The organism is Ruegeria sp. CG4 (assembly GCF_056537185.1).
In genome coordinates this window covers 57542-77851 of sequence record NZ_JBQFRB010000005.1, presented here as the reverse complement: position 1 = coordinate 77851, position 20310 = coordinate 57542, and the positions used below count along the sequence as shown (strand labels likewise).

Genomic DNA, 20310 nt, shown 5'->3' with positions numbered 1-20310 from the left:
GGACTCAGATCGAGCCACCTTCGACCATGAAATTGCCAGCGCTGCACATCGCGGCATCATTAGAGGCCAGAAACAGAACCATGCGGGCCACGTAGACGGGATCGATCGGGTCGGGCAGACATTGCCGGTCAACCTGTTTTGCCAGCGCTTCGGGCGTCACCCACAGGTCTTTCTGCCGGTCTGTCATGATCCAGCCGGGCACAACGGTGTTGACGCGAATCCGGTGGTCTCCAAGCTCGCGCGCCATGGTTCGGGTCAGGCCGTGAACGGCGGATTTTGCCGTGGCGTAGGCGGGGAAACCGGCCCCGGCCTCCCACCAGGAATTCGAGCCGAGATTGATGATTGAACCGCCGCCTTTTGCAATCATGCCCGGGGCAACAGACTGAATGGCAAAGAACATGTGGCGAAGGTTGATCGCCATACGTTCATCCCAATACTCGGCCGTCACTTCGCGCCAGTCGTGGCGGTCGTCATGGGCGGCATTGTTGACCAGTACATCGGCAGCACCCAATTCGTCGGCCAGTTCTCCGATTGCCGTCTGCAGGGCTTCGATATCGCGCAGATCGCATTGGGCAAAGGCGTGCTCGCCGTCCAGATCGGCCAGCAAGGCGAGCCCGGCATCCGCGTTGATGTCCAGAAACCCTACCTTCGCACCCTGTGCGGCAAAGGCCCGCACGGTTTCGGCCCCGATGCCGCCAGCGCCGCCTGTGACGAAGACGGTTTTGCCTGCAAGGCTGGGGTAACTGGCAAAGCTATCTGTCAACCGTCCCGCTCCATGATCCATTCAACTTCGGGGGCCGGAACAAAGCGCCACTTTCGCAGCGGCCCGGCCATGACATTCAGGTAATACATCTCAAAACCATATGGCGCACCGCAAGGGTGATGTCCGCGCGGGACGGTCACAACATCGCCATCCGAGACGGCCATCGTCTCATCCAGCTGCCCGTGATCGGTATAGACCCGTTGAATGCCAAATCCATTGGCGGGGTTCAGGCGGTGGTAATAGGTTTCCTCAAGATAGGTGATGCGCGGATAGTCATCCTCGTCATGGCGATGGCTGGGATAGCTGGACCAGTGCCCGTTCGGCGTGAACACTTCGGTTACCAGCAGGCTGTCTGCGTAGTCTTCATTCTCCATCGCGATGTTGTTGATGTAGCGCGTGTTCACACCCTTGCCCCGTTCGGTCAGGGTAATCCCATCCGGGCCGATGCGGCGGGCCTGATGTCCGCCCCTGCCGGGGGCCGAGCATACGGCGATGACGCAATCGGTTTCGGCCACGGCCTCCCACTCGGTTCCGTTTGGCAGATAGAGGCAATGGGGCGGGGTTTTCTCAAAAACACTCATCCTGTCACCCAGAACGCCCCAGTCCTGCTCCGCTCCGCTGATCTGTGCCTTGCCTTCAACCATCACCAGAATGACCTCGCGGTCGCCGGTTGCCTCGGCTGCCCGGTCGCCCGCTTTCAGATGGTAAAGCCCGAAACCGACATAGCGCCACCCGGCACTAGCAGGCGTGATATCGTGCACCTTGCCCCGGGTTCCGAACGGCTTTTTCAGAAGGTCTGCCATGTGTTTTCTCCTTATTGGGCGGGCCTTGACGGCCCGCCAGTGTCTTGAATTCAGGCAGCTTGCCTTGTTTGCAGGGCTGCGTAGGCCTCGGACAGTTGCGCTTCGGTCCATCCCTCAGACACAGCCCGGCGCAGGATGTCGGCCTGACTTTCGGGCGCGTTGCCACCGATGGGTGGGTCGGTGTCCAGATTGGTTGGAAACGGATAACCCTCGGCCGTTGCGGCAATAGCTGCATCCAACTCTGCCGTGCTGAGTTCACCGCGTTGTCTCAGTGCAATCAGCGCCGGAAACACAGCCTGAGACATGGAACGCCGGTCAATCGCCTCCATCGCGCGGCCAAAGGCGGATGAAATCTGCAGCAGGTTCGCCATCCGGTGAATATCCGCGCTGCTGTTTTCCCCTGCGGCATGAAACAGGGCCGGGTTGAAGAACACCGCATCCCCTTTTTCCAAAGGCAACTGAATACAGTTTTGTTCGAAATGCGCCCGATGCGCCGCGTCATGAAAGGCCAGATAGCCCGGCGGATAAAGCTGCGAGAACGGCAGCAGCTTGGTCGGGCCGCTTTCGATCGGCATGTCGCAATGGGCAACCGCCCCCTGCAAGGTCAAAGATGCGGTAACCAGATGGGCGTGCGCCGGATAGCGCGCGGCCGTGTCGGCGCTCTGGAACCCCAGATGGTAATCGCGGTGCGCCTGCTGGGCCTTGCCTCCGGGACGTACCTGATTGATCTGGGCCGTGACCTGATAGTTCGGCCCCAACCACGCCTCACAAGCGGCGGAGATGACCGTATTTCCGAAATAAAGCGCAAAGCCTTCAGGGTCACGTAGGCACTGCTTTTGCAGCGCGTTCCAGACCCGGTCATTGGCGCCCGATGCGGCAAAGTGATCGCCCTCACCCGCGCCGCTTTGGCGTTCTTCCGCGATGATCCGATGGAAGACATCGCTGGCCCGGTCGATCACAGACGTGTCCGCGAAGGCACCTTTCAGGGCAATCACACCCGCGGATTTGCCCAGAACGCGGCCCCATTCTGCCAACAGCGCCTTGCGCTGATCCGCCTGTTCCAGCGTCGGGCGCAGGGCCTGCATGTCGTAGATCGGAACGTTCTTTTCGACCGACGCGGCATGAGGCACCGCGTCGGCGTCGAGATTCTGAGAGGTCAGCACCTTGAATTCATCCAGATCACAGGATTCCCGGTCGAAATAACCGACAAAACCAAGGTCCCGATCTACCATGACGTTCTCCTTTCTCATGGCCAAGGTGTTGCCCAATTGGGCGGATGTTACGCGACGATCTCCAATCCGGCCTGACCACAGACCTCGACGATGTGGTCGTAGCCTTTCTTGGAGTATTCATAGGGTGGCGCTTTGGCAGGGTCCTGCTCGGCCTCGACCACGATCCAGCCGTCGTAATCCATCGCTTTCAGCGCATTGGACACGGCCTGAAAGTCGATGCAGCCATCGCCCGGAACCGTGAACGCGCCGGCAATCACCGCATCCAGAAAGCTGCGGTTGTTCTCGCGCACGTCCTGCACGACCGCCGGACGGATGTCCTTGAAATGGACATGGTGCACCCGGTCGCCCCAGCGGCTCAGGGTGGCCAGAACATCCCCACCGCCAAACAGCAGGTGGCCGGTGTCGAAACATAGATTTACCTCTGGGCCCGACCCTTCCATCAGCCAGTTCACGTCATCTTCGGTTTCGATGATCGTGCCCATGTGGTGGTGGTAGGCCATCGGCATACCCTGATCCGCCATCCATTTCGCCAGCTCGGTGATCTTGGCGGCATAGGCCAAGACCTCGTCCCTGGACATTTTCGGGCGGTTGTTGACCGGGGTGCCGATCTGACCCTGCACGGTGTTCGAGCATTCGGCATAGACGATGCACGGACTGTTCAGAGCCACGAATTGCTCGACCTGCTCGCGCACGGCCTCACGCTCTGTCGCGAAATCGTTGACCAGTGACGCGCCCGAGCACCAGCCACCGCATAGCGCGATATCATTGCCTTCCAGATAGGCGCGCAGCCCGTCAGTGTCGCCGGGCATCCGCTGGCCGCGTTCGACACCGGTGTAACCGATCTCACGCGACTCCTTCAGCGCTTGCTCCATTGTATAGGCGGCGGTCAGATCCGGCAGGTCATCATTTTGCCAGGCGATCGGAGAGATCCCGATTTTCACGCTCATTTCGTGTTTCTTTCCTTGATGGCGACTTCATAGGCCGCGCGCTTTTCATTCACTTCAGGGCGGATGCTGACCTCGGGAACCGCCACTTCCCACCATGTGCCGCCATATTCGGTCGAGGGGTACGGATCGGTGTCGATCACCACCACATAAGGTCCTGTGACCTCGCCACGTTTGGCAAGCGCATCTTCCAGTTCGGCAATGCTGCTGACCTTGACCGATGTCGCTCCCATCGCCGCCGCGTGGGCCGCGAAATCGATGGCCGAGGGGTTCTCATGCACCGCATGATCCAGCAGGTTGTTAAACTCGGCCCCACCCGTACCCATCTGAAGACGGTTGATGCAGCCAAAGCCGCGATTGTCGGTAATGACCACGGTGAAAGAGACACCCATCATCGCCGCCGTCGCCATTTCCGAGTTCGCCATCATATAGGTGCCGTCGCCTGTAAAGCAGATCACGTCCCGATCGGGCTGGGCCATCTTGATGCCCATCGCCCCCGCGATCTCGTACCCCATGCAGCTGAAGCCGTATTCCATGTGATAGGCACCGGGGCGCGGGGCTTTCCACAGCTTGTGCAACTCACCCGGCATGGTGCCCGCCGCGCACATGACCACTGTATCGTCATGCGCGGCGCGCTGAACCGCGCCCACCACCTGCATGTCCGTGGGCAGGGCATTGCCGTCGCCGGGCGCGTCTGTCAGTTTGTCGACCTTACCGAACCATTCCGCCTTCAGCGTGTCAGCCACGGGATCAGCGCGGTAGCCCTGAAGAGCGACGCCCAACTCCTCCAACCCCACACGCGCATCAGATTGCAGTGGCATCGCGCCGTGTTTCTCGGCGTCATAGGCAGCGGTGTTCAGGCACACCATTTCGCGTTCGGGATTCGAGAACAGCCCCCACGAGCCCGTAGTGAAATCCTGCAAACGCGTGCCGATGCCCAAGACCAGATCGGCTTCGGCGCAGATATCATTGGCGGGTTGCCCGCCGGTCACACCAATGGGCCCCAGATTCAGCGGATGATCCCAGGCCAGCGCAGATTTGCCCGCCTGCGTCTCGGCAATCGGAACGTTGTGCGTTTCAACAAAGCTTTGCAGCGCATCGGTCGCGCCTGAATAGTGCACCCCGCCGCCGGCAACGATAACCGGGCGTTTTGCTGCCCTGATCGCGGCCACGGCGCGGGCCAGTTCGCCCTCGTCCGGGCGGATGCGGCGTTGATACCAGACACGGGGTTCAAAGAAGCTTTCGGGATAGTCGTAGGCCTCGGCCTGCACGTCCTGACAGAAGGCCAGCGTTACCGGCCCGCAATCGGCGGGGTCGGTCATGGTGCGGAAGGCGCGCGGCAGCGCCGTGAGCAGGTGCTCGGGGCGGGAAATACGGTCGAAATAGCGGCTGACCGGTTTAAAGCAGTCATTGGCGCTGACGGTACCGTCTCCGAAATCCTCGATCTGCTGCAGAACCGGATCGGGACCGCGCGTGGCGAACACGTCGCCGGGCAGCAGCAGAACCGGCAGCCGGTTCACATGGGCCAGCGCCGCTGCCGTCACCATGTTGGTGGCGCCGGGACCAATTGACGAGGTCACGGCCATGGCACGCGAGCGGCGCATTTGTTTGGAATATGCAATGGCCGCATGCGCCATGGTCTGCTCGTTATGACCGCGATAGGTTGGCAGGCTGTCCCTTACACCATGCAAGGCCTCGCCCAGACCGGCCACGTTGCCGTGACCGAAAATCGCCCAGACACCGGCGATGAAAGGCTCTCCGCCCTCGTTCATCTGTGCCCCCAGATAGCGCACCAGAGCTTGCGCGGCGGTCAGTCGGATTGTCTTGCTCATTTTGATCCCTTTCAACACATGCCGCTGCGGGCAATCTGTCGGGTTTCGCATTTTTGAAGGTTTCAGGCGCATGAACCGGCCTGATCAGGGTGCGGCCGTCTGGTGCCACGGGATTTGGATGGCCCACCTGTTGCGGCGGAACATCCTGCTGTTCCTCGCTCAGACGGTCCCGCCGAGCGATCCTTCGAGCTGGGCCATCTCCTGACCGCCTGCCATCAGGTCCTGCAACTGTTCCGGCGTAATCTCGCCACGCTTTGCCGTTCCCAGTGTCTTGCCGCGGTTCAGCACGGTAAAGCGGTCGCCCACCGCCAGCGCGTGGCGAACGTTGTGGCTGATGAAGACAACGCCGACGCCCTGGCTGCGCACCTTGTCGATGGTGGCCAGCACGTTCGAGGTCTGGCGCACACCAAGCGCCGATGTCGGCTCGTCCAGGATCAGGATCTTGGCACCGAAATAGACAGCGCGGGCGATGGCAACGGTCTGACGCTCCCCCCCGGACAGGGTGCCCACAGCCTGATCCGGCCCACGCAGGTTGATGCCCATCTTGCGCATCTCTTCCATGCAGACATCGTTTGCCTGATCGACGTCGAACCGCTTGAGCAGACCTTTGCCCTTGGTAGGCTCACGGCCCATGAAGAAATTGCGCGTCACGCTCATCAGCGGGATCATCGCCAAGTCCTGGAACACGGTCGCAATGCCCGCCTCCATCGCATCGCGCGGCGTGTCGAAATGCAGGGGCCGACCTTCGAAAAAAATCTCGCCCTTGGTGGGTTTGTGCACGCCGGACATGGTCTTGATGAAGGTGGATTTACCCGCACCGTTGTCGCCCAGCAGACAGTGGCATTCCCCGGGCTTGACGTCAAAGCTGACGCCGGCAAGGGCGATGATATTGCCAAAGTGCTTTTCGATATTTTTCATTTCCACGATCGGGGCAGCATCGGTCGCGTCGCCGTGGTGAAACTTGGTGTCTTCGGTCATATCAGCGCTCCCCGGTTACGCGTTTACGGATCGCGTTGTTGAACAGAACGGCGATCAGCAGCATGGCGCCCAGGAAGACCTGGAACCAGTCCTGATCGAAGTCGGTATAAGTGAGGCCGATGACAACCATGCCAAAGATGATCGAGCCAAAGAATGCCCCGATGGCGGAACCATATCCGCCGGTCAGCAGACAGCCGCCGATCACTGCGGCGATGATCGCCTCGAATTCTTTCTGGAAGCCCCGGCGCGCATCGGTCGAACCAGCGTCCATCACCGTGATGATCGCAACCAATGCGGCGCAGCATGCGGTCAGCATGAACAGCGAAACCTTGACGCGGTTGACCGGAACACCTGAGTTCGAAGCCGCAACCCTGTCCCCGCCCGAGGCGAAGATCCAGTTTCCGACCGGAGTGCGCAGCAGCACATAAGTCCCCGCCAGCGTGATGACGATGAACCACAGGATTTCGACCGGGATACCCGGCACCTTGGGCGCACCGCTTTTGAACGTGTCGATCATGCCGTTGGCCGCCAGCCAGGCGAACAGGCCGCCGAACGCTTCGCCGGAAAAGAATGGTGCCAGCCAGTCGTTTTCGACCGCATCGCGCACGCCGCGCAACTGGGTCGAGCCGCCTGTCGCCATTTTCAAACCAACCAGGGACAGGCCGCGCAGAATGAACAGAAACGCCAGCGTCACGATGAACGATGGCAGGCCCGAGCGGATCACGATATTGCCGTTGATCGCACCGACACAGGCCGCGAACAGGAATGTCATTGGGATGGCGAAGATCAGCGGCAATTGCCAGGTCACGACGCAGACGCCGAAAAACAGCCCCGAGAACGCGACCATCGACCCGATCGACAAGTCGAACTCTCCGCCGATCATCAGCAGCGCGGCCCCGATGGCCAGAATCCCCAGCTGCGCGGCGGGGGTCATGAAGTTCATGACGCCGGCAAGGGTAAACATCGACTCATCCGCAGTGATCGCAAAGAACACGAAAACCAGGACGGCACCTGCCATCGCGCCCAACTCAGGCCGTTTCATGAGTTTGGTTAGGAACGGTTCTTTCTTGACCCTTTCGTCCGATACGACGGGCGCTGACTCACTCATGGTTTCCTCCCAATTCGGTGAGATCGGCGCGCTGGCGCCGATCCTGTTGTTTGCCGGAACTTTCCGGGATTAGCGGATGCCCTGCGCGGACAGGTCGATCACCTGCGCCGCCTTTTCCTGCGTGATCAGGTTCGGACCCGAAGGCACGTTGCCGCCCGGCATCAGGCCGTATTTGGCGTGCAGACCCATGAAGTTCACCGACAGGTAGCCCTGCAGGTACTGCTGCTGGTCGATGGCAAAGGCCGCGTCGCCATCCGCGATCGACTGCAGGAAGTTTGCCGACAGGTCGAACGAGGCGACGTTCACGTCGCGGCCAGACCCTTTGACGGCTGCAACAGCAGGCTCACCAGCCGAGCTGGCACCCAGCGCCATGACGGTGTCGATGGCTTCGTTAGCGGCGAGCGCAGCAGCCACCTTCGATTCGATTTCCGACGGATCATTCGAGGTCGGCAGAACTTCGACATTGCCGCCAAAACCTTCGGTGAAGCCCGCGCACCGCAGGTCAAGCGCGACGTTGCCCACCTCGTGGTTGACGCAGATCGCCGTGCTGCCGCCCATCGACGCCAGTTTTTCGCCAGCGGCCTTGCCCGCGTCGAACTCGTCCTGACCGACATGCAGCAAGGCGCCCAGTTCCTTGGAAACGTCAGAACCCGAGTTTATCGAGATCACCGGGATACCGGCTGCAACTGCGCGTTCGATTGACGGGCCAAGCGCATCCGCATCCGGGATAGAAACGATCAGACCATCGGGTTCCTGGTTCACGGCAGCGTCGATCAGCTGCGACATGGCCACCATGTCGAAAGTTTCAGGCGCGCGATATTCGACGTTCACGCCCACGTCCTTGCCGGCCTGCTCAACACCGTTCTTGACGACGTTCCAGAAGGCATCATTGGCCTGGCCGTGCGAAACGACAACAATCTCCTGCGCGAATGCAGGTGTCGCCAGCGCCAGAGCCCCTGCTGCCAGTGCGCCCTTTACGAACTTATTCATTCTGTTTCCTCCCATTAGAACAGTCTATTTTCGTGTCGGGGTGTCAGCCCCAATCATTCGGCAGCGCCGAATCTCTGCGACTCCGATCTGATACGGAGCTGATGTCAGTTTGAAGCATTCCGGTCATTTTGCAACCGGTTTCAAAATTTCAGACATGTCAACCGGCCTTCCGGACTGCGCCGACCGCGTCGCGGCCTCGGCCATTGCAAGCGCGGCAACCCCGTCTTCCAGCGTCACCGGCAGCGCGGCACCCGTCAGGGCCGCCTGTACAAACGCATCCCATTCCGCCTGATAGGCCGGCATGTAACGCTCCAGGAAGAAATAGGTTGGTTTCGCCCCGACAACGCCTTTGTCGGTGGATTTGACCACCGTGTTTTCCAGCATATTGTGAGCCTGCAACAACCCCTCAGAACCCAGCAGTTCGACGCGCTGATCATATCCGTAGGCCGCCCGGCGGGAATTCTTGATGACGGCTATCCGACCATCATCATAAGTCATTGTAACAACAGCGGTATCCACGTCTCCGGCCTTGCCGATTTCGGGGTCCACAACCGATGTCCCCACGGCGGAGATGGTTTTTGGCAGCTGACCCATCAGATAATTCGCCATGTCGAAATCGTGGATCATCATGTCCCGAAACAAGCCGCCGGACACCTTGATATAACTGACCGGCGGTGGAGCGGGGTCGAATGAGGTGATCGACAACATTTCGGATTTGCCGATTTCCCCTGCGTCCAACGCAGCCTTAAGCGCGGAAAAATTGGGGTCGAATCGGCGGTTGAACCCGATCATGACAGGTTGGCCACTGTCCGCCGTGGCCTTTTGACAGGCGATGGCGCGTTCAAGGTTCAGATCAACAGGTTTTTCACACAGAACCGCCTTTCCGGCACGGGTTGCCGCTTCGATCAGGTCGGAATGGGTGTCCGTTGGCGTGGCGATCAGCACCGCATCGATTGACGGGTCCGCGATAATGTCGTCAGAACTGCGGGCCTCGGCCCCGGTGTCCGAGGCAAGGCTTTCAGCCGCCTCTGCCACCGCGTCGGACACAACACATAGCTGGCTTTTGGGGTGGGCGGTGATCGCCTGCGCATGCACGCGGCCGATACGTCCGGCCCCCAGCAATCCGATCCTCAGCATTCAATTCTCCCGAATCCTTTATTCGCGTGACAGAATGTTTCGCTTTGCAACCGGTTGCAAGATGTTTTTGCGCAGTGCTGAAAATTGGTGCAGAATCCGGTCGCATGAGCCTGTCAGACCCGATGTGGCAGGCCCGGCTTTGCCGTGTTCTTCGTTGCCGGATCTGCTGCCTGACTGCACTTGAAGCGTGCCTACGACACACCGTTTGCAAAAACGGCTTCGGCGATTTTGGGGTCAACGACGACCACGTCGACAGTGGCGATATCCTCAAAAATCTCTGCATGCAGGGAGTCACCCAGAACGTCCTGCATCTGCGCCTTGTGGCCATTGATGGATGCGTTCAGCACATCCGCGTATTCCGTTGGCGTCAGCTTTCCGGCAGCAAGCTTCGTGTAGGCATCCAGCAGGTCATGACGCAACTGGACGATCATTTCCTGATGTAAATCCACGTGCGATTGCATCAGTCCCGGATGTTCGTTTGGAGATACCAAAAACTCTGTTTCTTCCGAACACCGCGGGTAGCGCTTAGTCAGGCAGCCGTCGCAGATGCTTTTCCACTTTTTGACACCCAGACCGTCAATGGCCAACAGACCCAACCGCCCGTAAAGCGAGTGCGTCAGATATCTCCAGCCCTTTGATTTATAACCTTTTGCGTCATTCACCTCCAGCCCGGCCGTACACATGATCCTGTTGGTCGCCTGATGGCAGACACCGTCGAGACCGTACCGGATTCCGGCCAGACCCTTTGTCAGCGGGTCGGTTCGCATTTGCGACAGGCAATCACATTCGGGTTGAAAGGCCATTCCATGACCGATGGACCGCTGGTTTTCGTCGTGATCGCCCCCGCAAGGCCACAGATAGTTCCGCTTACCGGCATCATCGTATCCAACCGCATATGTATGGTCGGCATTCGACTTGATCGGATCGATAAAAGCGCCCTGCGCGAACATCTCGACCTTGCGCTCTTTGTAAGGGTCATAGATGTCGAACTCATCGTGCCACAACCGGTGGCGCTTCCCCTTGACCGGGTGAAAGACTTCGACGCTGACAAATCTTGGCCTGTTCGGATCGATACTCAGCCGAACGACCACCTCGTAGTTTGCAAGCGTCCATTTGTGGCTGTCCTGACCGTCCCAATGACCTTTGGCCGGGTCCAGCGTAATGCGGTAGGTGTGGTCCTGGCAGCCTGTTACGCTTGTTGGAACCTCAATCCTGGCTTTGGGGAAATCCACATAGACTTTACCGTGAAACTTCACCGTGATTCCGTGCGCAACGCTCAGCTTTTGTGTCGGGATTTTGTATGTTCGCATAACAATGACCTTTCTAAAAATATTCGAAAGGTACATTGATCGGGCCAATCCGTCTGTGACGTATTCACGAAGCGCACAGAACACCGTCCAAGTCCGGGCCGCGTGTCCCCAGCCTAGCCCCCGACGTAAACGCCGCTTTTGGGCCGGTAGAATATCTTCTGGTCGTGAAGCCGCCCCAACAGTTCCTGAATGTCGCGAAGCGTTTCTTCCCGCTTCGATTTCTCGTCTTCATCCTCTTGCGCAGATGCGTGAGACTGCGATGCCAAAGCGATCCGGAGAGAGCTTTCGATCAGGTCGATGTCCTTGACCGACAGTTCGAACATGTCGTTGTAGCGGGGCATTTCGAAACCTCCTGGCTGGGCGCAGGTTTCCAGACTGCCCCACGTCGCGTTGGATTACCACTTTTTCGTTACGGTGCGGGAAATCGTTCAGCTTATGAGATGGCATAGTATGGCCATTCGCCAAATTTCGAGCAGCCCATTTATGAAGCTCTGTCGCCAATTTTCGCCCAAACAACAATGAAAGCCACACGTTTTGTAAGCTCAGGATGTTAACCTGTTGTTGTAAAATGGCGATCCCTGAAGGACTCGAACCCTCAACCTGCTGATTAGAAGTCAGCTGCTCTATCCAGTTGAGCTAAGGGACCGCTGCGCCCTTCTTGCGGTTTTTACGGGCGGGGTTCAAGGGCCAAGCGCATGAAGGCGCTGTTGAGGTCGTCTTCATAACCGTAGATCGGCCCGCAATACGCATATCCCAGCGCCTCATACAACTTTCGGGCCGCGTCATATTCGGGCAGGTGGTCGGCACCGGTTTCCAGAACCAGGGCGGAAAACCCTTCGCTCTGCGCCAGAATTGCCAGGTGGTTCATCATGGTGCGCGCCAGCCCGCGCCCGCGCACTTCTGAGATGATATGCACGGATTTCACCTCGGCCGTACCGTCCGGCAGGGTCTTAAGCGCACCGCACCCGACCGGCTTGCCGGCCTCATACATCGCCCAGAACCGAATGCCCGGCCCTGCCAGCGACTCGGCGTCCATGGTGTGGTTGCTTTCTGCAGGCCCTGCCGTTTCGCTATGGGCAAAATGCGCCTCGACCACCGGGCGCAATGCGTCCGAGGTTGGGTCGGCCTCGCGGATTTCGATCATTCAATGGGTCCAGGGACCGCGCCGGTCGGTTGCGAAATTCTCGCCATAGCCACGGGCGCGCAGGTTCGGTTTGCGCTTGTGCGGTTCGCTGACAACCGCATCAATCCCATTGCTCTTGGCATAGTCCAACGCTTCTTCCTTGGTGTCGAACTTGAGACGCACCTGGGTCTGTGTGTCACTGGATGAGGTCCAGCCCATCAACGGATCAACCTCACGCGCGGATGCAGGGGCGTATTCCAGAACCCACTTGCGGGTCTTGGCCATCCCCGAGGTCATCGCATTCCTTGCAGGCTGGTAAATCCGTGCGCGCATGTCGCCTCTCCGTACTCACTTGGCTTTGGATGTTATGCGTCAGAGCGCGCACGGGGACAAGTCCGCAATTGTCGCGGCGCGCCCGCAGGCTTTCGGCATCGCACGGCTCTGCTGATGCCAGAAACTGTCATCATGGTCATCTAAATATTGTTGAACCCCATGACGAGGATAGACAGATGATCCATCACGAAAGAACCCTGGAAATCGATGCCCGGCCCGAGGCCATCTGGTCTGTACTGAGCCGGTTCATGAATATCGACGAATTCGCTCCTCAGGTAAAATCCGTGGATGCCTTGACACGAGGCCAGAATGGCGTGGGATCAAAACGGCGCTGCCACTTTGAAAACGGCACCTCATTGGTAGAAGAAGTCACGGACTGGCAAATCAACCGGGGCTATCGTGTTCAACTGTCGGACATGTCTGCCATGCCTTTGACCGAAGCGCACGCAGCGATTGCTATCGAACCACTTGCGAACAACCGCTCAAGGGTGGTCTGGAGCATGGACTTTCAAATGAAGTATGGGCCTCTGGGTTGGCTGTTGGGGCAGACGCTACTGAAGTCGATGATCGGGCGGGTTTTGGACCGCAACCTGAAAGCGCTCGCTGAGAAAGTGCAGTCGGACCACATTCCTTACCTGCAGTTTGCCTATTATTAGAACTGCGCATTCTAATCCGGATCAGCCCTTGCAGTTGGACAAAATAAGAACAAATGTAGGGGCCTGACCCGGAGCCTGCCTATGCCCTATGCCCATTCCGACAAGACCCAACTGACCGCAGAGGACGTTCGCGCGCGCCTGAAACTCGAGGGCGGCAAGCAGTTCGTCATGCACACCGAATTTGCGCCGGCGGGTGACCAGCCCACGGCGATCAAGGAACTGGCCGGGGGTGTTCTGGACGGCGAACGCGATCAGGTTCTGCTGGGCGCGACCGGGACGGGCAAGACCTTCACCATGGCCAAGGTCATCGAGGAAACCCAGCGACCTGCCATCATTCTTGCGCCGAACAAGACGCTGGCGGCGCAGCTTTATGGAGAGTTCAAAGGGTTCTTTCCGGAAAATTCGGTCGAGTATTTCGTATCTTATTACGATTACTACCAGCCTGAGGCCTATGTGCCGCGGTCGGACACGTACATTGAAAAAGAGTCGCAGATCAACGAACAGATCGACCGGATGCGCCACTCAGCCACGCGGGCGCTACTGGAGCGCGATGACGTGATCATCGTCGCCTCGGTTTCCTGCATCTACGGTATCGGCTCGGTTGAGACCTATGGGGCGATGACGCAGGACCTGAAAGTCGGCAACGAATACGACCAACGGCAGGTGATGGCCGATCTGGTGGCCCAGCAATACCGGCGCAACGATCAGGCGTTTCAGCGCGGGTCGTTCCGGGTGCGCGGCGACAGTCTGGAAATCTGGCCTGCCCACCTTGAGGATCGCGCGTGGAAACTCTCGTTCTTCGGTGAGGAACTGGAACAGATTACTGAATTCGACCCCCTGACCGGCGAGCGCGCCGCCACGATGGAACAGGTGCGCGTTTATGCGAATTCGCATTACGTGACGCCGAAACCGACGATGCAGCAGGCGATTATTGGGATTAAGAAAGAACTCCGCATCCGGCTGGACCAACTGGTCGGCGAAGGCAAACTGCTGGAAGCCCAACGTCTGGAACAGCGCACCAACTTTGACCTTGAGATGCTCGAGGCCACGGGCGTCTGCAACGGGATCGAGAACTACTCACGTTACTTGACGGGCCGCGCGCCGGGCGAGCCACCCCCGACGCTGTTTGAATTCATCCCCGACAATGCCATCGTCTTCGCCGATGAAAGCCACGTCAGCGTGCCGCAGATCGGCGGCATGTACCGGGGCGACTATCGGCGCAAGTTCACGCTGGCCGAACACGGCTTCCGCCTGCCGTCCTGTATGGACAACCGACCCCTCAAGTTCGAGGAATGGGACGCCATGCGCCCGCAATCCGTCTTTGTCTCGGCCACCCCGGCGAAGTGGGAGATCGAACAGACCGGCGGTGTTTTCACAGAACAGGTGATCCGCCCCACCGGCCTGCTGGACCCCGAGGTCGAAATCCGCCCCGTCTCGATGCAGGTGGACGATCTGTTGGACGAGGTGCGCAAGGTCGCCGCCAATGGCTACCGCACGCTGGTCACCACGCTGACCAAACGCATGGCCGAGGACCTGACCGAGTACCTGCACGAACAGGGCATCAAGGTCCGCTATATGCACTCGGATATCGACACGCTGGAACGTATCGAAATCCTGCGCGACCTGCGTCTGGGGGCGTTCGACGTGCTGGTCGGCATCAACCTGCTGCGCGAGGGGCTCGACATCCCCGAATGCGGGCTGGTCGCCATTCTGGACGCGGACAAAGAGGGGTTCCTGCGCTCGGAAACCTCGCTGATCCAGACCATCGGCCGCGCCGCGCGGAACGCCGATGGCCGCGTGATCATGTATGCCGACAAGATCACCGGTTCCATGGAGCGCGCCTTGGGCGAGACCAACCGCCGCCGTGCCAAGCAGCTTGCCTATAATCAGGAACACGGCATCACGCCCGAGACCGTGAAGAAGAATGTCGAGGACGTTCTGGCCGGTCTCTACGAAGGCGACGTCGACATGAACCGCGTCACCGCCACCATTGACAAACCGATGCACGGCGCGAACCTCGAGGCCCATCTGGACGGCCTGCGCGACCAGATGCGCAAAGCCGCCGAGAACCTGGAATTCGAAGAGGCCGCCAACATCCGGGATGAGATCAAACGTCTGGAAGCGGTCGATCTCGCCGTCGCCGACGACCCCATGGCGCGCCAATGGGCGGTCGAGAAAGCCTCGGAAGACGCCGTGAAATCACGCGGACGGTCAACGGCTGGACGGCCGGGGCAGCGGGGCGGGAATGTGAAGAGAAGGAAGAGATAATTTTATGATGGAAAGAGAGAAATTTCTAAATTTTTGGGAAATTTTGACCAGCGATCTGCACAGCAATCGTGATATTGAGAATTTAAAACCAATTTTGGTTCATTATACAACAATCGACGTTGTTCAGAAGATTCTAGCAAATCCTTGCTTATGGATGTCCAACCCACTGAACATGAATGACCATCAAGAAGTGCGGTTTCTAATTAACACCGCAATCTGGGAAATTCAGACCAGTTCATCGTTGAGAGATGCATTTAAGAGCGAAAGCGTTCACAACGAGTTTCTTTCCGCATTAAACTCACAATACAACTACTACGGTTCGGAAGAGGTGTTGAACCTTTTCATTACCTGCTTCTCTGAACACGAACTATCTGAGCTGCCCGATGGCAAACTGTCCATGTGGAGAGGTTATGGCGACTTCGGAAATGGTGCTGCAATAGCTTTTGACACAAGTTCGTTGGCACTTGAACAGAACACCCCACTTATCTTGTCCGAAGTCCAATACATGACAAATGAAGTGGTCATAGAACGTATTAGGGACATGATCAGCAAATTGATTACGGCAATCAAATCAGAACATATCTCGATTGATGAAGTTGAAGGCTTAGCGCATGTGGTGTTTCGGAGGGTCGCGCTTGCTGCAGTATTTGCAAAACATCGTGGCTTTGAGGAAGAGCGCGAATGGCGACTTGTCTATATGCCGAATTTGGACAGTTCAGGTAGGTTCAAGGGTATGATTGATTTCTTTAATGGTCCGAGGGGCCTAGAGCCGAAGCTGAAACTTGCGCTGACTGAAGATCAAGGGCCAGGTAGCTTAAAGCTAGACTTTGAGAAGTTAGTCCATTCAATAATCATTGGACCACGAGCAGCGTCTCCTCTTAGTAAACGAGCTGCAAGCATACTCCTTGATAAGATTGGGAAGCCAAACTTGATACAAAAACTGCAAGTGTCATCCATTCCTTTTCGTTCTTAGGAGGAATCAAATCTCATACCACAAACTTGCAGCCCAGCGCTCCTTCCTCCACGATTGAAATCACGAATTGTGAGTCCAAACGGTTGCCATGACGAACCCCAACACCCTGCCCGGCACCTATCCGGTCCAAAGCGCCGTTCTTTCAAAAAAGTAGGGCGGGTCCACCCCGCCCAAACCTTTACCCCTTATCCCAATGCGCAATCACATCGTATCCGACCGGTGAGGGCGGGCCTTCCATGAATTCGGCGAAATGGCCCCACAGCTCGGCCACTTTTGGTGCGTTTGCGTTCGAGGTCGCCTCGCTCTCGACGACCGAGATCACATAGCCCGAACCGTCCTCGTTCATCACGTTGGTAAAGCTGTGTATGCCGGGCATACCCATAATCTCGGACTTCAATGCGTTCATCTTCGCCGTCGCCGCCTCCCGCGTGCCGGGCTTCATTTTGTATTGAGTAATTCGCGCAAACATCACTTTCCTCCCTCGTCTGGCGAAATTGCCAATTGGCGGGGCCGGAGCGGCCTCGCCGGGCGCACCCTAGCACGACAGCGCGAAATCTCGCATTGATACGAGGGATTTGTGGGCGTTTTCAACTATACGCCTGACCGTATCCGGGCAGCTGACACTTCAAGGTTGCAGCCCAGCGCCCACTGCTTCACGTTTGAAATCACTAATTGTGATTCCAAACGGTTGCCATGACGAGCCCAAACACTCTGCCCTCAACGCATCAAGTCCAAAGCGCCATTCACCGGGTGCGCGGCACTCGCGTCGTGCTGGCCGAGGATCTGGCGCAGTTCTACGGAAAGTCCGTCAGCGCCTTCAATCAGGCCGTGTCGCGCAACAAGGACCTGTTCGAGGGCTACCGCTTTCAGCTGACCGATGCCGAGGTCGCCGATTTGCAATCACGGAATGTGATCTCAAAACCAATGGGCCGCGGCGGGCGGCGGGTCAATCCGTGGGTCTATACCGATTACGGCGTGGCCATCGCCTCGGCCCTGTTCAAAGACCCGCGCGCGATCAGGATCACCCGGATGATTACTGAGGCCTTTGTCGACGGCGCAAACGCTTTGGCCGAAACCCCGCGTAGCGTGCCGGAAATCCTGCCACCCGAAGGCACCCCCGCCGCGCTGCTGCCGAATGGCGATCAGTTGAGGGCTCTGGCCGAAAACATCCTAGATTCCGGTCAGCAAAGCCTCGTCGACTATATCGCCAACCCCACCACCAAGCGGCAACAGGCAGTGGCGGTGATCATGAAGGCGCTGGCCGAAACCGCTGGCGAAGAGGTACGCACCCAGCGGGAACGTTTGCGCCTGAGCATCGCGGAACGTCTGGCCACCGGCGACTATGCGGATGACGATGATCGCAAACGTTTGCTGGACCTGTTGAACGCGATGAAGGGATAGTCACACTTGCCACAACGCGGTCAGCGGCTAGTTACCAAAGGATGCGCTTTGTTTTTTTGTCTCTTCTCTTAGCCACGCCAGCCACCGCATGGGAGGCCACGGTCGGGTCGATTTGCACCTTGTCGCACGACACAAGCACGGCCGAAATCTTTCTGACCTATGACCCGGCGCAACCGCTTTATACGCTGACCATCACCCGCAAGACCGAGGGTTGGACGCAGGCGCCGTGGTTCGCCATGCGCTTTGACGGCCCGAACCCGATCGAAATCGCGACGCCGCGCCATGTTTTGTCCGAAAACGCCGAATCTCTGACCGTCACGGATACCGGGTTTGGCAATGTTCTGGATGGGTTGGAATACAATCAGACCGCCTATGCCTTTACGCAGGACAAGCTGACCGAGTTTCCATTGGACGGCGCTGCACCGCAAGTTCGTATCTTTCGAGACTGCGCTGGGGCCCAGCTGTCCTGATCGGTCGGCGGGCGGAACGGGTCATCGACCCTGCAGCCCCAACTCCGCCCTTACCTTCTTGGTCAGCTTGGCCACGACCATTTCGTATGAGGTGACGATATGCTCGCGCAGCGAGGCATCGCTCATTCCGCTTGGCTCATAGACCTGCAGCCATTTCATCCCGCGCGACGCCAGATAGGGCGCGGGGCGGATGCCGGGTTCGTCGCCCAGCACCTCGAAAGCCAGATCGGTAGCCTTGAAGGTGAACGCATCGCGCCCTTCGTTCCAGCCGCAGATCGCAAACACCTTGCCGCCCACTTTCCACACATCCGCATTGCCCCACTGCACCACATGGCTGGTGGCTGTGAGCGAGGCGCAGAAGGTGTTGAATTCATCGCGGGTCATCCCGACGACAGTGCCGGTCCGGGTGAGACATGGCAATATGCGGCGCGTGTTAATTTTGAAATAACCCTGACCGGTCGCTCTGGTTTAGGCTTGCCCGAAATTCTCAGCTTTCCTGAAAGAAAACGACCCCGAAACCCTGTCAGGATTTCGGGGCCCAATCACGCGGCGCGGCGCAATCGCGTCAGGATGCCGCCTTCATCAGCCCCTGCTTGATGATCTCGGCCTGCGCCTCATCCAGTGACTTGTAGATGCGCACGAACATCTCATCGATGTCCGCCGGGGTCAGGATCAGCGGCGGTGAAATGATCATGCGATCACCCACGTGGCGCATAATCAGATTGTTGGCAAAGCAGCGGTCGCGGCAGATATAGCCGATAGTGCCGGGTTCGGAAGCGAACTTGGCACGGCTGGCCTTGTCCGGGGTCAGCGCGATCGATGCCATCATGCCGACGATCTTCGCCTCACCCACCAATGGGTGATCGGCCAGAGCCTCCCACTTTTCCTTCAGATAAGGCGCGGCCACATCGCGGACATGCTCGACGATCTTTTCCTCTTCGAGAATACGCAGGTTTTCCAGCGCGACGGCCGCGGCGACCGGATGACCAGAGTAGGTGTAGCCGTGGTTGAATTCAGTGCCGCCGATGACCTCGGCAATCTCATCGTTCACAATCGAGCCGCCGATTGGCGCATAGCCCGAGCTGAGGCCCTTGGCGATGGTCATGATATGCGGTTTGATGCCAACGGTTTGCGATCCGAACCAGTTTCCAGTTCTGCCAAAACCGCAGATCACCTCATCGGCGATAAGCAGGATATCGTATTTGTCGCAAATCCTCTGGATCTCGGGCCAGTATGTGTCGGGCGCGACGATAACGCCGCCTGCACCCTGAACCGGTTCGGCAATAAAGGCCGCGACCCGATCTTCGCCCAGTTCCTGAATGGCTTCTTCCAGCTCTCGCGCGCGGGCCAGGCCGAACTCCTCCGGCGACATGTCGCCGCCTTCGGCCCACCAGTTGGGCTGGTTGATGTGGTGGATGTTCGGGATCGGGATGCCGCCCTGCGCATGCATGCCTGCCATACCGCCCAGCGAAGCCGAACCCACAGACGAGCCGTGATAGGCGTTGTGGCGGCTGATGATGATGTTCTTGTCGGGCTGGCCTTTTTCGGCCCAATAGGTCCGCACGAGGCGGATATTGGTATCGTTGGCCTCGGACCCGCCGGCGGCGAAGAAGACGTGGTTCAGGTCGCCCGGGGCCAGTTCGGCGATCTTGGCGGCCAGTGCAATGGCGGGCACGTGGGTCGTTTTGAAGAAGGTGTTGTAATAGGGCAGTTCACGCATCTGACGCGCGGCCACGTCGGCCAGTTCATCACGGCCATAGCCGATATTGACGCACCACAGTCCGGCCATGGCGTCAAGAATCTCTTCGCCTTCGCTGTCAGTCAGGTAAACGCCGCTGGCGCGGGTGATGACGCGGGCCCCTTCCTTTCCGAGAGAGCCGTTTGCGGAAAACGGGTGTATGTGATGGGCCGCATCCAGGGCCTGAAGTTCGGCGGTGGGCATGTGATTGGTTATGATGGACATCCGAGAATCCCCTGCAACGATGGTTG

The 20310-nt window shown here is 58.6% G+C and carries 21 protein-coding genes and 1 tRNA gene; 5 read left to right on the top strand and 17 right to left on the bottom strand.

Translation table 11 applies throughout. From position 1 onward, the window contains the following. Positions 1 to 4: 4 nt before the first annotated feature. The 14 genes from ACR0J2_RS14250 to ACR0J2_RS14185 all read right to left on the bottom strand — a co-directional run bounded on the left by ACR0J2_RS14250 (position 5) and on the right by ACR0J2_RS14185 (position 12553). A complete protein-coding gene (locus tag ACR0J2_RS14250; protein ID WP_480812971.1) occupies positions 5 to 784 on the bottom strand; it encodes an SDR family NAD(P)-dependent oxidoreductase in 780 nt (259 codons plus the stop codon). Further along, complete coding sequence (iolB, locus tag ACR0J2_RS14245) at positions 760 to 1566, bottom strand: 5-deoxy-glucuronate isomerase (protein WP_170807278.1); 807 nt, start codon at positions 1564 to 1566, stop codon at positions 760 to 762. Before iolB ends, ACR0J2_RS14250 begins: the two co-directional genes overlap by 25 nt. 50 nt (positions 1567 to 1616) lie before the next feature. Beyond that, complete coding sequence (locus tag ACR0J2_RS14240) at positions 1617 to 2798, bottom strand: phytanoyl-CoA dioxygenase family protein (RefSeq protein WP_480812970.1); 1182 nt, start codon at positions 2796 to 2798, stop codon at positions 1617 to 1619. Between the two features lie 47 nt (positions 2799 to 2845). Beyond that, positions 2846 to 3745: a myo-inosose-2 dehydratase gene (gene iolE, locus ACR0J2_RS14235; RefSeq protein ID WP_170679365.1), complete on the bottom strand. Its 900-nt coding sequence runs from the start codon at positions 3743 to 3745 to the stop codon at positions 2846 to 2848. Then, on the bottom strand, positions 3742 to 5574 hold the full coding sequence (gene iolD / locus ACR0J2_RS14230) for a 3D-(3,5/4)-trihydroxycyclohexane-1,2-dione acylhydrolase (decyclizing) (protein ID WP_480812969.1): 1833 nt from the start codon (positions 5572 to 5574) through the stop codon (positions 3742 to 3744). Before iolD ends, iolE begins: the two co-directional genes overlap by 4 nt. Before the next feature lie 159 nt (positions 5575 to 5733). Further along, on the bottom strand, positions 5734 to 6552 hold the full coding sequence (locus ACR0J2_RS14225) for an ATP-binding cassette domain-containing protein (protein ID WP_170679361.1): 819 nt from the start codon (positions 6550 to 6552) through the stop codon (positions 5734 to 5736). A gap of 1 nt (position 6553) precedes the next feature. Continuing rightward, complete coding sequence (locus tag ACR0J2_RS14220; RefSeq protein WP_480812968.1) at positions 6554 to 7660, bottom strand: ABC transporter permease; 1107 nt, start codon at positions 7658 to 7660, stop codon at positions 6554 to 6556. Between the two features lie 69 nt (positions 7661 to 7729). Continuing rightward, the gene (locus tag ACR0J2_RS14215; RefSeq protein WP_170614202.1) at positions 7730 to 8650 is read right to left on the bottom strand and encodes a sugar ABC transporter substrate-binding protein; all 921 of its coding nucleotides are present in this window, start codon (positions 8648 to 8650) and stop codon (positions 7730 to 7732) included. 123 nt (positions 8651 to 8773) lie between these two features. Further along, positions 8774 to 9787: an inositol 2-dehydrogenase gene (gene iolG, locus ACR0J2_RS14210; protein WP_480812967.1), complete on the bottom strand. Its 1014-nt coding sequence runs from the start codon at positions 9785 to 9787 to the stop codon at positions 8774 to 8776. A gap of 191 nt (positions 9788 to 9978) precedes the next feature. Then, entirely contained in the window at positions 9979 to 11097 is a 1119-nt protein-coding gene (locus tag ACR0J2_RS14205; RefSeq protein WP_480812966.1) for a hypothetical protein, read from the bottom strand. Positions 11098 to 11210: 113 nt separating this feature from the next. After that, positions 11211 to 11438, bottom strand: coding sequence for a hypothetical protein (locus ACR0J2_RS14200; protein ID WP_170614199.1), 228 nt, complete (start codon positions 11436 to 11438; stop codon positions 11211 to 11213). 228 nt (positions 11439 to 11666) lie between these two features. Beyond that, positions 11667 to 11743: transfer RNA gene (locus ACR0J2_RS14195), tRNA-Arg, on the bottom strand. A gap of 21 nt (positions 11744 to 11764) precedes the next feature. Next, a complete protein-coding gene (locus tag ACR0J2_RS14190) occupies positions 11765 to 12241 on the bottom strand; it encodes a GNAT family N-acetyltransferase (RefSeq protein WP_170679355.1) in 477 nt (158 codons plus the stop codon). Beyond that, positions 12242 to 12553 carry an ETC complex I subunit gene (locus ACR0J2_RS14185; RefSeq protein WP_170614197.1) on the bottom strand — a complete coding sequence of 104 codons (312 nt, stop codon included), beginning with the start codon at positions 12551 to 12553 and terminating at the stop codon, positions 12242 to 12244. Between the two features lie 176 nt (positions 12554 to 12729). Here ACR0J2_RS14185 and ACR0J2_RS14180 point away from each other — a divergent pair, with 176 nt between their 5' ends. The 3 genes from ACR0J2_RS14180 (at position 12730) to ACR0J2_RS14170 (ending at position 16450) form a co-directional block, all read left to right on the top strand. Beyond that, a complete protein-coding gene (locus tag ACR0J2_RS14180; protein WP_480812965.1) occupies positions 12730 to 13209 on the top strand; it encodes an SRPBCC family protein in 480 nt (159 codons plus the stop codon). Positions 13210 to 13290: 81 nt separating this feature from the next. Then, positions 13291 to 15477 carry an excinuclease ABC subunit UvrB gene (gene uvrB / locus ACR0J2_RS14175; protein ID WP_480812964.1) on the top strand — a complete coding sequence of 729 codons (2187 nt, stop codon included), beginning with the start codon at positions 13291 to 13293 and terminating at the stop codon, positions 15475 to 15477. Between the two features lie 4 nt (positions 15478 to 15481). Then, positions 15482 to 16450 (top strand): DUF2971 domain-containing protein, encoded by a 969-nt coding sequence (locus tag ACR0J2_RS14170; protein ID WP_480812963.1) that lies wholly within the window; start codon positions 15482 to 15484, stop codon positions 16448 to 16450. Between the two features lie 178 nt (positions 16451 to 16628). Here the strand turns inward: ACR0J2_RS14170 and ACR0J2_RS14165 are convergent, their stop codons facing one another. Continuing rightward, on the bottom strand, positions 16629 to 16919 hold the full coding sequence (locus tag ACR0J2_RS14165) for a hypothetical protein (protein ID WP_321249700.1): 291 nt from the start codon (positions 16917 to 16919) through the stop codon (positions 16629 to 16631). Between the two features lie 224 nt (positions 16920 to 17143). On the opposite strand from ACR0J2_RS14165, the gene ACR0J2_RS14160 reads away from it, so the two are divergent. Next, positions 17144 to 17851 (top strand): ORF6N domain-containing protein, encoded by a 708-nt coding sequence (locus ACR0J2_RS14160; RefSeq protein ID WP_480812962.1) that lies wholly within the window; start codon positions 17144 to 17146, stop codon positions 17849 to 17851. A gap of 41 nt (positions 17852 to 17892) precedes the next feature. Next, positions 17893 to 18321: a hypothetical protein gene (locus ACR0J2_RS14155; protein ID WP_170816965.1), complete on the top strand. Its 429-nt coding sequence runs from the start codon at positions 17893 to 17895 to the stop codon at positions 18319 to 18321. Positions 18322 to 18342: 21 nt separating this feature from the next. Here ACR0J2_RS14155 and ACR0J2_RS14150 read toward each other — a convergent pair whose 3' ends face one another. Both ACR0J2_RS14150 and ACR0J2_RS14145 read right to left on the bottom strand, forming a co-directional pair. Then, entirely contained in the window at positions 18343 to 18705 is a 363-nt protein-coding gene (locus ACR0J2_RS14150; RefSeq protein WP_480812961.1) for an MmcQ/YjbR family DNA-binding protein, read from the bottom strand. A 181-nt stretch (positions 18706 to 18886) separates the two neighbouring features. Continuing rightward, positions 18887 to 20284 carry an aspartate aminotransferase family protein gene (locus tag ACR0J2_RS14145; RefSeq protein WP_480440817.1) on the bottom strand — a complete coding sequence of 466 codons (1398 nt, stop codon included), beginning with the start codon at positions 20282 to 20284 and terminating at the stop codon, positions 18887 to 18889. Positions 20285 to 20310: the final 26 nt, after the last annotated feature.

What these genes read in the sequence shown, in the direction of transcription:
- ACR0J2_RS14155 (WP_170816965.1), top strand. Translation starts at nt 17,893, where the DNA reads ATGCGCTTTGTTTTTTTGTCTCTTCTCTTAGCCACGCCAGCCACCGCA.
- ACR0J2_RS14170 (WP_480812963.1), top strand. Translation starts at nt 15,482, where the DNA reads ATGATGGAAAGAGAGAAATTTCTAAATTTTTGGGAAATTTTGACCAGC.
- ACR0J2_RS14165 (WP_321249700.1), bottom strand. Translation starts at nt 16,919, where the DNA reads ATGTTTGCGCGAATTACTCAATACAAAATGAAGCCCGGCACGCGGGAG.
- uvrB (WP_480812964.1), top strand. Translation starts at nt 13,291, where the DNA reads ATGCCCTATGCCCATTCCGACAAGACCCAACTGACCGCAGAGGACGTT.
- ACR0J2_RS14150 (WP_480812961.1), bottom strand. Translation starts at nt 18,705, where the DNA reads ATGACCCGCGATGAATTCAACACCTTCTGCGCCTCGCTCACAGCCACC.
- ACR0J2_RS14205 (WP_480812966.1), bottom strand. Translation starts at nt 11,097, where the DNA reads ATGCGAACATACAAAATCCCGACACAAAAGCTGAGCGTTGCGCACGGA.
- ACR0J2_RS14250 (WP_480812971.1), bottom strand. Translation starts at nt 784, where the DNA reads ATGGATCATGGAGCGGGACGGTTGACAGATAGCTTTGCCAGTTACCCC.
- iolB (WP_170807278.1), bottom strand. Translation starts at nt 1,566, where the DNA reads ATGGCAGACCTTCTGAAAAAGCCGTTCGGAACCCGGGGCAAGGTGCAC.
- iolD (WP_480812969.1), bottom strand. Translation starts at nt 5,574, where the DNA reads ATGAGCAAGACAATCCGACTGACCGCCGCGCAAGCTCTGGTGCGCTAT.
- ACR0J2_RS14145 (WP_480440817.1), bottom strand. Translation starts at nt 20,284, where the DNA reads ATGTCCATCATAACCAATCACATGCCCACCGCCGAACTTCAGGCCCTG.
- ACR0J2_RS14190 (WP_170679355.1), bottom strand. Translation starts at nt 12,241, where the DNA reads ATGATCGAAATCCGCGAGGCCGACCCAACCTCGGACGCATTGCGCCCG.
- ACR0J2_RS14215 (WP_170614202.1), bottom strand. Translation starts at nt 8,650, where the DNA reads ATGAATAAGTTCGTAAAGGGCGCACTGGCAGCAGGGGCTCTGGCGCTG.
- ACR0J2_RS14200 (WP_170614199.1), bottom strand. Translation starts at nt 11,438, where the DNA reads ATGCCCCGCTACAACGACATGTTCGAACTGTCGGTCAAGGACATCGAC.
- iolG (WP_480812967.1), bottom strand. Translation starts at nt 9,787, where the DNA reads ATGCTGAGGATCGGATTGCTGGGGGCCGGACGTATCGGCCGCGTGCAT.
- ACR0J2_RS14225 (WP_170679361.1), bottom strand. Translation starts at nt 6,552, where the DNA reads ATGACCGAAGACACCAAGTTTCACCACGGCGACGCGACCGATGCTGCC.
- ACR0J2_RS14240 (WP_480812970.1), bottom strand. Translation starts at nt 2,798, where the DNA reads ATGGTAGATCGGGACCTTGGTTTTGTCGGTTATTTCGACCGGGAATCC.
- iolE (WP_170679365.1), bottom strand. Translation starts at nt 3,745, where the DNA reads ATGAGCGTGAAAATCGGGATCTCTCCGATCGCCTGGCAAAATGATGAC.
- ACR0J2_RS14185 (WP_170614197.1), bottom strand. Translation starts at nt 12,553, where the DNA reads ATGCGCGCACGGATTTACCAGCCTGCAAGGAATGCGATGACCTCGGGG.
- ACR0J2_RS14160 (WP_480812962.1), top strand. Translation starts at nt 17,144, where the DNA reads ATGACGAGCCCAAACACTCTGCCCTCAACGCATCAAGTCCAAAGCGCC.
- ACR0J2_RS14180 (WP_480812965.1), top strand. Translation starts at nt 12,730, where the DNA reads ATGATCCATCACGAAAGAACCCTGGAAATCGATGCCCGGCCCGAGGCC.
- ACR0J2_RS14220 (WP_480812968.1), bottom strand. Translation starts at nt 7,660, where the DNA reads ATGAGTGAGTCAGCGCCCGTCGTATCGGACGAAAGGGTCAAGAAAGAA.